Origin of the sequence: Gilliamella sp. B3127 (genome assembly GCF_026536935.1) — a bacterium.
In the GTDB taxonomy this organism is placed as follows: Bacteria; Pseudomonadota; Gammaproteobacteria; order Enterobacterales; family Orbaceae; genus Gilliamella; species Gilliamella apicola_E.
Genome location: NZ_JAFNNI010000008.1, coordinates 1 through 13,948, shown reverse-complemented (window position 1 = coordinate 13,948; position 13,948 = coordinate 1). Strand labels below are relative to the sequence as shown.

At 37.1% G+C, this 13,948-nt stretch carries 9 protein-coding genes; all 9 read left to right on the top strand.

Translation table 11 applies throughout. The annotated features are described in order from the left end of the window. Positions 1–98: 98 nt before the first annotated feature. The 9 genes from rplK to J3U00_RS10580 all read left to right on the top strand — a co-directional run bounded on the left by rplK (position 99) and on the right by J3U00_RS10580 (position 13,683). Positions 99–527 carry a 50S ribosomal protein L11 gene (gene rplK / locus J3U00_RS10620; RefSeq protein ID WP_034884321.1) on the top strand — a complete coding sequence of 143 codons (429 nt, stop codon included), beginning with the start codon at positions 99–101 and terminating at the stop codon, positions 525–527. A gap of 3 nt (positions 528–530) precedes the next feature. Continuing rightward, positions 531–1,232, top strand: a complete 702-nt coding sequence (rplA, locus tag J3U00_RS10615) for a 50S ribosomal protein L1 (protein WP_065561813.1) — start codon at positions 531–533, stop codon at positions 1,230–1,232. 223 nt (positions 1,233–1,455) lie between these two features. Then, on the top strand, positions 1,456–1,953 hold the full coding sequence (rplJ, locus tag J3U00_RS10610) for a 50S ribosomal protein L10 (RefSeq protein WP_065561814.1): 498 nt from the start codon (positions 1,456–1,458) through the stop codon (positions 1,951–1,953). Between the two features lie 58 nt (positions 1,954–2,011). Continuing rightward, positions 2,012–2,380, top strand: coding sequence for a 50S ribosomal protein L7/L12 (rplL, locus tag J3U00_RS10605; RefSeq protein WP_065561815.1), 369 nt, complete (start codon positions 2,012–2,014; stop codon positions 2,378–2,380). Positions 2,381–2,623: 243 nt separating this feature from the next. Then, entirely contained in the window at positions 2,624–6,652 is a 4,029-nt protein-coding gene (gene rpoB / locus J3U00_RS10600; RefSeq protein ID WP_267331018.1) for a DNA-directed RNA polymerase subunit beta, read from the top strand. A 90-nt stretch (positions 6,653–6,742) separates the two neighbouring features. Further along, positions 6,743–10,960: a DNA-directed RNA polymerase subunit beta' gene (gene rpoC, locus J3U00_RS10595; RefSeq protein ID WP_267332368.1), complete on the top strand. Its 4,218-nt coding sequence runs from the start codon at positions 6,743–6,745 to the stop codon at positions 10,958–10,960. An 80-nt stretch (positions 10,961–11,040) separates the two neighbouring features. Beyond that, positions 11,041–11,352 (top strand): antibiotic biosynthesis monooxygenase family protein, encoded by a 312-nt coding sequence (locus J3U00_RS10590; RefSeq protein ID WP_267332367.1) that lies wholly within the window; start codon positions 11,041–11,043, stop codon positions 11,350–11,352. A 436-nt stretch (positions 11,353–11,788) separates the two neighbouring features. Continuing rightward, entirely contained in the window at positions 11,789–12,385 is a 597-nt protein-coding gene (locus J3U00_RS10585; RefSeq protein ID WP_065561819.1) for a LemA family protein, read from the top strand. 371 nt (positions 12,386–12,756) lie between these two features. Then, positions 12,757–13,683, top strand: coding sequence for a TPM domain-containing protein (locus J3U00_RS10580; protein WP_267332366.1), 927 nt, complete (start codon positions 12,757–12,759; stop codon positions 13,681–13,683). Positions 13,684–13,948: the final 265 nt, after the last annotated feature.

Sequence of the window (13,948 nt, the reverse complement as noted above, 5' to 3'; positions counted from 1 at the left end):
TTTTGTATTAGTTGTAGGATAATTTCGCCCTCATTTAACTTAGGGGAGCTGTCTATTGATTAATAGAAGCGTTTGCACCCGAGAAAAAGGAAACTAAAATGGCAAAAAAAGTACAAGCCTACATCAAGTTGCAAGTTGCAGCTGGTGCAGCAAATCCTAGTCCACCAGTTGGTCCAGCACTTGGTCAACATGGTGTTAACATCATGGAATTCTGTAAAGCATTTAACGCTAAAACAGAAAGCATGGAAAAAGGTCTACCTATTCCTGTTGTTATTACAGTATATTCTGACCGTTCATTTACTTTTGTAACTAAGACTCCTCCTGCGGCTGTATTATTAAAGAAAGCAGCTAAAATCAAGTCTGGTTCTGGTGAGCCTAATAAGAAAAAAGTAGGTAAAGTAACAAGCGCTCAAATTCGTGAAATCGCTGAATTGAAAGCTGCTGATATGAATGGTGCAACTATTGAAACGATGATGCGTTCTATTGAAGGTACTGCTCGTTCAATGGGCTTGGAAGTGGAGGGTTAATTCATGGCTAAATTATCTAAGAAAGCTAAACTTATCCGCGAAAAAGTAAACGCGACTAAACAATATGAAATCAATGAAGCAATCGCTTTATTAAAAGAATTTGCTACTGCTAAATTTACTGAAAGCGTTGATGTTGCAGTTAATTTAGGTATTGATTCACGTAAATCAGATCAAAATGTGCGTGGTGCTATCGTTCTTCCTCACGGTACTGGACGTAGTGTACGTGTTGCTGTATTTACTCAAGGTGCAAACGCTGATGCCGCTAAAGAAGCTGGTGCTGAATTAGTTGGTATGGATGATCTAGCGGATCAAATCAAAAAAGGCGAAATGGACTTTGATGTTGTTATTGCATCTCCAGACGCAATGCGTGTTGTTGGTCAATTAGGTCAAATTTTAGGGCCACGTGGTTTAATGCCAAACCCTAAAGTTGGTACTGTAACACCTAACGTTGCTGAAGCAGTGAAAAACGCTAAAGCTGGTCAAATCCGTTACCGTAATGATAAAAATGGTATTATCCATACTACTATCGGTAAAGCTGATTTCGATGCAGATAAGCTTAAAGAGAATTTAGAAGCATTACTTGTTGCATTAAAACGTGCAAAACCAGCATCTTCAAAAGGTGTATTTGTGAAGAAAGTTAGTCTTTCTACTACAATGGGCGCTGGTGTTGCTATCGACCAAGCAACTTTAAATGCATCTGTTTAATTAATTGTTAAACAAAGAATCGGTTGGTGTCTGGCCTTAACCAGACCCCGTCCAAGACCGTAGGTGTAATTGATATTTAATTACTTAATCTTCCTACGTAGACGGTGACAGAACCTGATAAGATATAATACAGGCATTCTGCTCATCGTGATTGTGCTAACTACATTTGTAGTTAGTTTAAATAATTCTAGGCTTTGCCTAGTTTAATCCAGGAGCAATACCAATGGCACTAAATCTTCAAAATAAACAAGAAATTGTTGCTGAAGTTAATGAAATCGCCAAAGGTGCGCTATCTGCAGTTGTAGCTGACTCTCGTGGCGTAACTGTAGAAAACATGACTGCATTACGTAAATCTGCTCGTGAAGCTGGTGTTTATATGCGTGTTGTTCGTAACACCTTATTACGCCGTGTTGTTGAGGGAACTCAATACGAGTGCTTAAAAGATTCGTTTGTTGGTCCAACTCTAATTGCATTTTCAAATGAGCACCCAGGTGCTGCTGCGCGTATTTTTAAAGCGTTTGCAAAAGAAAATGATAATTTTGAGATTAAAGCCGCAGCCTTTGAAGGTGAGTTAATTACTGCAGCGAACATTGATCGCTTAGCAACATTACCTACTTATGAAGAAGCATTAGCTCGCTTGATGTCAACCATGAAAGAAGCCGCAGCTGGCAAATTGGTTCGTACTCTTGCAGCGGTTCGCGATCAAAAACAAGCTGCTTAATAGCGCTGTGATTGTGAATTTTATCAATTAAAAAAATGTAAATTTGGGAAACTATATTATGTCTATCACTAAAGAACAAATTTTAGATGCAGTTGCAGAAATGTCTGTAATGGATGTTGTTGAACTTGTATCAATGATGGAAGAAAAATTTGGCGTTTCTGCAGCAGCAGCTGTAGCAGTTGCAGCAGCTGGTCCAGCTGAATCAGCTGAAGAAAAATCTGAATTTGATGTAATCTTAAAAGATGTTGGCGCTAACAAAGTAGCTGTTATCAAAGCAGTTCGTGGTGCAACAGGCTTAGGCTTAAAAGAAGCAAAAGACCTTGTTGAATCAGCTCCAGCAACAGTTAAAGAAGGTGTTAGCAAAGCTGACGCAGATGAACTTAAAAAGGCACTTGAAGAATCTGGTGCAGTTGTCGAACTTAAGTAAGTTTATCAATAGCAAGCTAAACGGCTGGGGGTTTTATACCTCCAGCCTTTTTGCGCTGTAATAAGTCAAATAATTTTATTTGAAGATTATCAATAAAAAGTAATAAAGAAATAATATATTTATTAAGCCTAATCAATTGATATTTATAGATATTTTCGATGAGGTGTCAGGCGTTATCATTTCGTAGTACCCTGATGAATATTTAATCATGCTAAAATAGCAGATAAGCAAGTTGAGGAACTAATGGTTTACTCTTATACCGAGAAAAAACGAATTCGTAAGAATTTTGGTAAGCGTCCACAAGTCTTGGATATACCGTATCTTCTTTCTATTCAACTTGATTCGTTCCAGAAGTTTATTGAGCAAGACCCAGAAGGTCAATATGGCTTAGAAGCCGCATTCCGTTCAATATTTCCGATAAAAAGTTATAGTGGTAGCGCTGAGTTACAATACGTAAGCTTTAAAATGGGCGAACCTGTGTTTGATGTAAAAGAATGTCAAATCAGAGGGATCACTTACTCAGCACCATTGCGCGTTAAATTACGTTTAGTTATTTATGATAAAGATGCGCCAGAAGGAACAGTTAAAGATATTAAAGAGCAAGACGTCTATATGGGCGAAATCCCTTTAATGACGGACAATGGTACTTTTGTGATTAACGGTACTGAACGTGTTATCGTTTCACAATTACATCGTAGTCCAGGTGTGTTCTTTGACAGTGATAAAGGTAAAACGCACTCTTCTGGTAAAGTTTTATATAATGCTCGGATTATTCCTTATCGTGGCTCTTGGCTTGATTTCGAATTTGATCCAAAAGATAATCTTTTTGCTCGTATCGACCGTCGTCGTAAACTTCCAGCAACAATTATTTTACGTGCGTTAGGTTATGAAACTGAAGAAATTTTAGATATGTTCTTCGAAAAAACTATTTTCGAAGTAGGCAAATCAAAATTAAAAATGGAACTTGTGCCAGAGCGTTTACGTGGTGAAACAGCGCTATTTGATATCGAATCTAAAGGCAAAGTTTACGCAGAAAAAGGTCGTCGTATTACAGCTCGTCATATTCGTGAGCTTGAAAAAGATAAAGTAACTAAAATCGACGTTCCAGTTGAATATATTGTAAATAAAGTTTTAGCAAAAAATTATGTTGATGAAGAAACTGGTGAGGTTATTGCTTTTGCCAATACACCAATTTCTTTAGAACTATTACTTGAATTAACCAATGCTGGTTATAAGAAAATTGAAACATTATTCACTAATGATTTAGATCATGGACCATTTATTTCTGAAACATTAAATGTTGATTCAACACGTGATCGATTAGGTGCATTAGTTGAAATTTATCGAATGATGCGTCCAGGCGAGCCACCAACAAAAGAAGCAGCCGAAGCGTTATTTGATAATCTATTCTTCTCCGACGAACGTTATGACTTATCAGCGGTAGGTCGTATGAAGTTCAATCGTTCTTTAGGACGAGACGATATTGAAGGCGAAAGTGTCTTAACAAAAGCTGATATCGTTGATGTAATGAAGAAATTAATCAGCATCCGTAATGGTCATGGTGAAGTTGATGATATCGATCACTTAGGCAATCGTCGCATCCGTAGTGTTGGTGAAATGGCTGAAAACCAATTCCGTATTGGTTTAGTTCGTGTTGAACGAGCTGTAAAAGAGCGTCTATCTTTAGGTGATCTTGATTCATTAATGCCACAAGATATGATCAATGCTAAACCAATTTCAGCGGCAATTCGTGAGTTCTTTGGTTCTAGCCAATTATCTCAGTTTATGGATCAAAACAATCCATTATCTGAAATTACTCACAAACGTCGTATTTCTGCATTAGGTCCAGGTGGTTTAACTCGTGAACGTGCAGGCTTTGAAGTGCGTGACGTACATCCTACACATTATGGTCGTGTATGTCCGATTGAAACGCCGGAAGGTCCAAATATCGGTTTAATTAACTCATTAGCGGTTTATTCACGTACCAATGAGTATGGATTCTTAGAAACGCCATATCGTCGAGTGATTGACGGTGTTGTGACTGATGAGATTAACTATTTATCAGCAATCGATGAAAGTGAGTTTGTTATAGCTCAGGCTAACTCAAATCTTGATGACGATGGTCGCTTTAAAGAAGATTTAGTGACCTGCCGTTTAAATGGTGAATCTGGTTTATATAGCCCGGAACAAGTTCATTATATGGACGTATCAACACAACAAATCGTTTCTGTTGGTGCTTCATTAATCCCATTCCTTGAGCACGATGATGCGAACCGTGCCTTGATGGGTGCGAACATGCAACGTCAAGCTGTACCAACATTAAAAGCAGAAAAACCTTTTGTTGGTACTGGTATGGAACGTGCGGTTGCGGTTGACTCAGGTGTTACTGCGGTTGCTCGTCGTGGCGGTACAGTACAATATGTTGATGCTTCACGTATTGTTATTAACGTTAACGATGATGAAATGTATGCCGGTGAAACAGGTATTGATATTTACAACTTAACTAAATATACCCGTTCTAACCAAAATACTTGTATTAACCAAATTCCATGCGTGGAATTAGGTGAAAAAGTTGAGCGTGGTGATGTACTTGCAGACGGCCCATCAACGGATTTAGGTGAGTTAGCACTTGGTCAAAATATGCGCGTGGCATTTATGCCATGGAACGGTTATAACTTTGAGGATTCTATTTTAGTCTCTGAAAAAGTGGTACAAGATGATCGTTTCACTTCGATTCATATTCAAGAACTATCTTGTGTATCTCGTGATACTAAACTTGGTGCTGAAGAAATTACTGCTGATATTCCAAATGTGGGTGAAGCAGCACTTTCTAAACTTGATGAGTCTGGTATTGTTTATATCGGCGCTGAAGTAAAAGGTGGTGATATTCTTGTTGGTAAAGTAACGCCTAAAGGCGAAACGCAATTAACACCAGAAGAGAAATTACTACGTGCTATTTTCGGTGAAAAAGCATCTGATGTTAAAGATACTTCATTACGTGTACCAAATGGTGTTTCAGGTACGGTTATTGATGTTCAAGTCTTCACTCGTGATGGTGTACAAAAAGACAAACGTGCACTTGAAATTGAAGAGATGCAACTCAAGCAAGTAAGAAAAGACTTAACTGAAGAACTTAAAATTTTAGAAGCAGCATTGTTTGCTCGTATCCGTGATGTATTAATTTCTGGTGGTATTAAAGCAGACAAACTAGATGCTTTACCACGTGAAAAATGGTTAACCATTGGTATTTCTAATGAAAGTAAGCAAGCTCAATTAGAACAACTTGCTGAACAACATGATGAAATCAAAGCTGAATTTAATAAGAAGCTTGAAGCTAAACGAATGAAGATTACTCAAGGTGATGATTTACAACCTGGAGTTCTCAAAATTGTTAAAGTTTACTTAGCAGTTAAACGTCAAATTCAGCCTGGTGATAAGATGGCGGGTCGCCATGGTAACAAAGGGGTTATCTCTAAAATCAACCCAATTGAAGATATGCCATATGATGATAAAGGACGTCCAGTTGATATCGTATTGAATCCACTTGGTGTTCCGTCTCGTATGAATATCGGTCAGATTTTAGAAACTCACTTAGGTATGGCGGCAAAAGGTATTGGTCAGAAGATCGATGCAATGCTAAAAGAACAGCAAGAGTTAGCTAAATTACGTGATTTCATTCAGAAAGCTTATGACCTTGGTTTAGGGGCAGCACAGAAAGTCAATGTTGCTGAATTTACTGACCAAGAAGTGATGACATTGGCACAAAATTTACGTAATGGTATGCCACTTGCTACACCAGTGTTTGATGGTGCAAAAGAGCAAGAAATCAAAGCATTACTTGAACTTGGTGATTTGCCAACGTCAGGTCAAATTACATTGTTTGATGGTCGTACAGGTGAGCAATTTGAACGTCCAGTAACTGTAGGTTACATGTATATGCTGAAATTGAATCATTTAGTTGATGATAAGATGCATGCGCGTTCTACAGGTTCATATAGTCTGGTTACACAACAACCATTGGGTGGTAAAGCTCAATTTGGTGGCCAACGTTTCGGTGAGATGGAAGTATGGGCACTTGAAGCATATGGTGCTGCTTATACTCTACAAGAAATGTTAACTGTTAAATCAGATGATGTGAATGGTCGTACTAAGATGTATAAAAATATTGTAGATGGTGATCATCGTATGGAGCCTGCGATTCCAGAATCATTTAATGTATTATTAAAAGAGATTCGTTCGTTAGGTATTAATATCGAGTTAGATGAAGAGTAATCTTAACTAACTGAAATGATTTCTATTTATAGGGATAACTTATCAGCAATGATAAGTTATCTAATTGGTTTAACTCCATAGGAGTCAATTGTGAAAGACTTACTAAAGTTTCTAAAAGCACAAACTAAAACTGAAGATTTTGATGCTATCAAGATAGGCCTTGCCTCTCCTGATATGATTCGTTCATGGTCTTTTGGTGAAGTTAAAAAACCTGAAACAATTAACTATCGTACGTTCAAACCGGAACGTGACGGATTGTTTTGTGCTCGTATTTTTGGACCAGTAAAAGATTATGAATGTTTATGTGGAAAATATAAACGTTTAAAACACCGTGGTGTGATCTGTGAAAAATGTGGTGTTGAAGTTACTCAAGCCAAAGTACGTCGTGAGCGTATGGGGCATATTGAGCTCGCATCACCTACTGCACATATCTGGTTTTTAAAATCATTACCATCACGTATTGGTCTATTATTAGATATGCCACTTCGTGACATTGAACGTGTGCTTTATTTTGAATCATTTATGGTTCTTGACGGCGGAATGACAAACTTAGAACGCGGTCAAATTTTAACAGAAGAACAATATTTAGATGCGTTAGAAGAGTTTGGTGATGAATTCGATGCTCGTATGGGTGCCGAAGCAATTCAAGAATTACTACGTAATATCGATGTGCAAGCTGAATGTGAAGCACTACGTGATGAGCTTGAAACTACCAATTCTGAAACTAAGCGTAAAAAACTGACTAAACGTATTAAGATTATTGAAGCATTCATTCAATCAGAAAATAAACCAGAATGGATGATCTTAAACGTATTACCTGTGTTGCCACCCGATTTACGTCCATTAGTACCACTAGATGGCGGACGTTTTGCAACATCAGATTTGAACGATCTATATCGTCGAGTGATTAACCGTAATAATCGTTTAAAACGTTTATTAGATTTGGCAGCGCCAGATATTATCGTACGTAACGAAAAACGTATGTTACAAGAATCTGTTGACGCATTACTTGATAATGGTCGTCGTGGTCGTGCTATTACCGGTTCAAACAAACGTCCATTAAAATCACTTGCCGATATGATTAAAGGTAAGCAAGGTCGTTTCCGTCAAAACCTATTAGGTAAACGTGTTGACTACTCTGGTCGTTCTGTAATTACTGTAGGTCCATACTTACGATTACATCAATGTGGTTTACCGAAGAAAATGGCACTTGAACTATTCAAACCATTTATTTACGGTAAATTAGAACGTCGTGGTTATGCAACTACCATTAAAGCAGCCAAGAAAATGGTTGAACGTGAAGATGCAATTGTTTGGGATATCTTAGATGAAGTTATTCGTGAACATCCGGTATTACTAAACCGTGCACCAACACTTCACCGATTAGGTATTCAAGCGTTTGAACCTATTTTGATTGAAGGTAAAGCGATCCAATTACATCCATTAGTCTGTGCGGCATTCAATGCTGACTTCGATGGTGACCAAATGGCGGTTCACGTACCATTAACGCTAGAAGCTCAATTAGAAGCGCGTGCGTTGATGATGTCTACCAACAACATTCTTTCGCCTGCGAGTGGTGAGCCTATTATTGTTCCTTCTCAGGACGTGGTATTAGGTCTTTACTACATGACTCGTGATAAAGTCAATGCGAAAGGTGAAGGCATGATTTTAACCGGACCTAAAGAAGCAGAAAAACTGTATCGTTTAGGTCTTGTTGAGCTACATGCTAAAGTTAAAGTCCGTATTACTGAAAGCCACCGTAATAGTATTGGTGAGTGGGAAGATACAACTTCAGTAGTTGATACTACAGTTGGTCGAGCTATCTTATGGTTAATTATGCCTAAAGGTATGAGCTTCTCTGTCATCAATCAACCACTTGGCAAAAAAGCGATTTCACGAATTTTAAATATTTGTTATCGCCAATTAGGCATGAAAGAAACTGTTATTTTAGCTGACCAAGTAATGTATACCGGATTTGCTTATGCAGCGCGTTCTGGTGTATCGGTTGGTATTGATGATATGGAAATTCCAGCGAAGAAATTAGAAATCATCAATGAAGCTGAAATTGAAGTTGCTGAAATTCAAGAACAGTTCCAATCAGGTTTGGTAACAGCAGGTGAACGTTATAACAAAGTTATCGATATCTGGGCAGCAGCGAATGAACGTGTTGCTAAAGCGATGATGGATAACTTATCAACTGAAAAAGTAATTAACCATGAAGGTAAAGAAGAAGTTCAATCTTCTTTCAACAGTATCTATATGATGGCCGACTCTGGTGCTCGGGGTTCTGCAGCGCAGATTCGTCAGTTAGCTGGTATGCGTGGATTGATGGCAAAACCGGATGGTTCAATCATCGAAACACCAATTACGGCAAACTTCCGTGAAGGGTTAAACGTTCTTCAGTACTTTATCTCGACCCATGGTGCGCGTAAAGGTCTTGCCGATACCGCATTAAAAACTGCGAACTCAGGTTACTTAACTCGCCGTTTAGTTGACGTAGCTCAAGATCTAGTCGTTATTGAAGATGACTGTGGTACTTTAGAAGGCGTAGTGATGACACCAGTTATCGAAGGTGGAGATGTTAAAGAGCCACTTCGTGAACGTGTATTAGGTCGTGTAACAGCAGAAGATGTATTGAAACCAGGTAGTGCGGATATTTTAATTCCTCGTAATACACTACTTGATGAAAACTATTGTGATTTACTTGAAGAAGAATCTGTCGATAGCGTTAAAGTTCGTTCAGTTGTTTCGTGTGATACTGACTTTGGTGTCTGTGCGAAATGTTATGGTCGTGACTTAGCCCGTGGTCACCTAGTAAATAAAGGTGAAGCAATCGGTGTTATCGCTGCTCAATCAATCGGTGAGCCAGGTACACAGTTAACCATGCGTACGTTCCATATCGGTGGTGCGGCATCACGAGCAGCAGCAGAATCAAGTGTTCAAGTTAAAAACAAAGGTAGCATCAAATTATCTAATGCTAAATTTGTAACTAACCCAGATAAGAAACTGGTTATTACATCTCGTAATGCTGAATTAACGATTATCGATGAATTAGGTCGAATGAAAGAAACTTATAAAGTTCCTTATGGTTCGATTCTAACTAAAGGTAATGGTGCAGCGGTTGATGCCGGTGAAACAGTTGCTAACTGGGATCCACATACCATGCCAGTTATCTCTGAAGCGAAAGGCTTTGTTAAATTTGTTGATATGGTTGATGGTCAAACTATCACGCGTCAAACCGACGAATTAACAGGTTTATCATCAATTGTTATTTTAGATGTCGCTGAACGAACAGGTGTTGGTAAAGATTTACGTCCAGCAATCAAGATTGTTGATGCTAAAGGTAAAGATATTTATGTTGCAGGTACAGAGATGCTTGCTCAATATTTCTTACCAGGTAAAGCATTAGTACAATTAGAAGATGGTGCTGAAATCAATGTGGGTGATACACTTGCACGTATTCCACAAGCATCGGTTGGTACTAAAGATATTACCGGTGGTTTACCACGCGTTGCTGACTTATTTGAAGCACGTAAACCTAAAGAGCCAGCAATTCTTGCTGAAATAGATGGTATTATCTCGTTTGGTAAAGAAACCAAAGGTAAACGTCGCTTAATTATCACTCCATTAGATGGTAGTGATCCATATGAAGAGATGATTCCAAAATGGCGTCAACTCAACGTATTTGAAGGCGAACAAGTTGGACGTGGTGATGTGATTTCTGACGGTCCAGAATCTGCACATGACATTTTACGTTTACGTGGTGTTAATGCAGTGACACGTTACATCGTTAACGAAGTTCAAGAAGTTTATCGCTTACAAGGTGTAAAAATCAATGATAAACATATTGAAGTTATTGTTCGTCAGATGTTACGTAAAGCGACAGTTATTCATCCGGGTGGTTCTCGTTTACTTGACGGCGAACAACTTGAAGTTTCACGCTTGAAGATTATTAATCGTGAGCTTGAGGCACAAGGTAAAGAGCCAATTGTTTACTTGCATGATCTGCTTGGTATTACTAAAGCATCACTTACTACTGAATCATTTATTTCTGCGGCATCGTTCCAAGAAACGACTCGCGTATTAACTGAAGCAGCAGTAGCTGGTAAAAATGATGAGCTTCGTGGCTTGAAAGAAAACGTTATTGTTGGTCGCTTGATTCCAGCTGGTACTGGTTATGCTTATCATAAAGAGCGTTTGCGTAAACGTACAATGCCTATTGATGATGAAATTCAACCAACTGTTTCAGCTGAAGAAGCAACAGCTAACTTAGCAGAATTACTCAATTCTGCAGAAGAAAATCAATAGTCAGTAGGACTAAGTTATTAAAATAGCACGTGTAAGCACGTGCTATTTTTTTATGTGTATTTAAAAAAAGGAGTTTTGATATGTATATTGTCATGAACCGATTTAAAGTAAAACGAGGTAGTGAAGAGGCTTTTATTGAAATATGGCGTAATCGTGATACCCATTTAAAAGAGATGAAAGGCTTTAATCGTTTTTATTTTTTAAAAGGGAAAACTGAGGAAAATTATACGTTATTTTCATCATTTGCCGAATGGGAATCAAAAGCCGATTTCGACGCTTGGGTAAACTCAGAACAATTCAAACATACACATCGTAATACCGGAAATAGACCAAATAATAAGGATATTTACTATGACCCGGCACAGTTAGAATGCTTTGAAAGTGTATTATAAATAATTATCAAATAATAAACCGCTTATTATAAATTGGTAAAATCTACCTAAATCATCATTAATAAAAGTTTTATGATCAAGAATAAAAATAAGCGGTATATTTTTTATGCGTAAATTAGGATTATACATAGCATGCATTATAAAAATGGCTATAATAATATTGAGTAAATTATCTTAAACGGTGTGGATTAAGGCGATATTAATTTGCAATATAGCCAATTCAATATTAGTGAGTCCACAGATTGATAACTTACATTCCTTGTTTTTTTCAGAGCTTGTTCTTTTTATCGAAATATCGGTATAAATTTGTTAGTGAGATTTAAACTTGAGGTATAAATAAGTGTTTAAAAATCGCAGATAGCTTATTTTAATTCTATTTTTTGATGTATTCATTTGTTAAGCTATCCATAAATTCAACTATTTATAGGAATATACAATGAAATCAAAATTTCTATTATGTGTTTTGGTATTAATTATTGTTGGAGCATTTTTTTGTTTTAGTCGATACAATGATATCCAAACTCGTGACGAAGGTGTAGCAGCTGCATGGTCAGAAGTTGTCAACCAATATAAGCGTCGGGCTGATTTAACTCCAAGTTTAGTTAATACGGTTAAAGGTTATACTACACACGAAAAAGAAGTGTTAACTCAAGTGACCGAAGCAAGAAGTAAAGTTGGCTCAATTCAAATCAACGCTGATCAGCTAACCGATCCGGCTTTATTTGCTAAATTCCAACAAGCGCAATCAGAATTAAGTACTGCCTTAAGCCACTTAATTGCTGTCAGTGAAAACTATCCAGATCTTAAAGCCAGTTCACTTTTTCAGGATCTTATGAGCCAGTTAGAAGGCACTGAAAATCGGATCGCAGTTGCCAGAGGACGATATATACAAGCAGTTCAATCGTTTAATATTTATATCAGAAAAATACCAAATAAGTGGATTGCTGGCTTTATAGGTGTAGAACCTAAACAGCAATTTACGGTTGATAATGAAAAAGAAATTTCAAATGCACCCGCAGTTAACTTTCAATAAACATAATTGCTCAAAAAATATTGAGTGTTAAGTTTGCTGTTAATCATCAGTTGGTATCGATCAACTGAAATTCTCTTCCTTTAAGATCGAGTTATGACCATACGTTAACTCGATCTCATAGAAATATTTTACAATAAAGCTCTATTAAGTTTCCCCAATACAAAATAAATAGTGCCAAATTTCCATGACGGCAAAACTTGATAAAAAAAGCAGATGTTAATAGCAAAATTGTTATCTGGCTATATAATAGTCATTTCTACCCATTGAAGTCTTATACTACTTAAACCTAAAATAGAGTAGATTAGCTTTTGATATGCGTTTTTTAAAAGTAATAATATTATTCTATTGCAGGTCATTTTGGTCAAAATATAATGAAAAAATATGTTTTCTTTAGTATGTTGTTAATGCTTAGTTGGTTTAGTTATGGTTTGACTGAAATTCCTGCTTTTAATAGTCATATTATTGATACAACCAATACTTTAAGTGCATCACAAGTCAAGTCTTTAGAATCAAGCCTAATTCAATTTGAACACTCGAAAACTGATGGGGCGCAAATAGCGGTTTTGATGATCGCAAATCTCGACAACGAAACCATAGAGCAGTACGCGCAGAGAGTTTTTAACCAATGGAAAATTGGAAGAAAAGGGCTGGATAATGGTATTTTATTGTTAGTAGTAAAAGATGACCGACAGATGCGTATTGAAGTGGGGTATGGGCTTGAAGGCATTGTTACTGATTTAGTTGCTAGCCACATCATTCGGGAACAGTTAGCTCCACAATTTAAGCAAAATAATTATTATCAAGGTATTAATGATGCAATTTCGGTATTAAAAGATGTCACAATAGGTTATGAAATTCATCCAGAGAAACAAACCCAGAATAATCATAGAATTGGGTTAAGTGAAATGTTAGATATGTTGTTTAACTGGATTATTCAACAAAGCTGGAAAGTGTTTTCCTTTTTTGTTTGTTTAGCCTTCACGGTTAAATTCGAAAAAAATGTATTTAAACGCATTATCATTACATCACTATCAAATAGTTTATTTATCCTAATTGTAACTTGGTGTGTTCACGGTTTTACTTACTTATATCTAACCGATGTCGTTTTTATTTTTGGTATAAATTATGTAGTTGCTAACTTGTTATTCATCGCTATCAGTTTTAAAAATGGCACTAGAAGAAGTCGTAGCGGGAGTGGCAGTAGCAGCCGATCTTCATATAGCCATTCGAGTAGAAGTTCCCGAACCGGCGGAGGCGGCGGCCGCAGTGGTGGTGGCGGTGCATCTGGTCGTTGGTAATGAGATGAACAAAGATAATACTCATTAAGTTTTAATAGTAAGATTATGATTCGACTATATACTAGTTTTAGTTAACCAATGATATCTTGTCTAAACGCTTTATTAAATGGATCGCAATTAACTGTTTGTTGTAAAAAGTAAAATTTTATTTAGCGTTGTTAATCATAAGGCAAAAAATACAATGAAAAGATATTTTCTAAGTAGTTTATTGTTAATATTCAGTTGGTTTTGTTATGGGCTAACAGACATCCCGGAATTTGCACAT

What these genes read in the sequence shown, in the direction of transcription:
- J3U00_RS10590 (WP_267332367.1), top strand. Translation starts at nt 11,041, where the DNA reads ATGTATATTGTCATGAACCGATTTAAAGTAAAACGAGGTAGTGAAGAG.
- rpoB (WP_267331018.1), top strand. Translation starts at nt 2,624, where the DNA reads ATGGTTTACTCTTATACCGAGAAAAAACGAATTCGTAAGAATTTTGGT.
- J3U00_RS10580 (WP_267332366.1), top strand. Translation starts at nt 12,757, where the DNA reads ATGAAAAAATATGTTTTCTTTAGTATGTTGTTAATGCTTAGTTGGTTT.
- rplA (WP_065561813.1), top strand. Translation starts at nt 531, where the DNA reads ATGGCTAAATTATCTAAGAAAGCTAAACTTATCCGCGAAAAAGTAAAC.
- rplJ (WP_065561814.1), top strand. Translation starts at nt 1,456, where the DNA reads ATGGCACTAAATCTTCAAAATAAACAAGAAATTGTTGCTGAAGTTAAT.
- J3U00_RS10585 (WP_065561819.1), top strand. Translation starts at nt 11,789, where the DNA reads ATGAAATCAAAATTTCTATTATGTGTTTTGGTATTAATTATTGTTGGA.
- rplL (WP_065561815.1), top strand. Translation starts at nt 2,012, where the DNA reads ATGTCTATCACTAAAGAACAAATTTTAGATGCAGTTGCAGAAATGTCT.
- rplK (WP_034884321.1), top strand. Translation starts at nt 99, where the DNA reads ATGGCAAAAAAAGTACAAGCCTACATCAAGTTGCAAGTTGCAGCTGGT.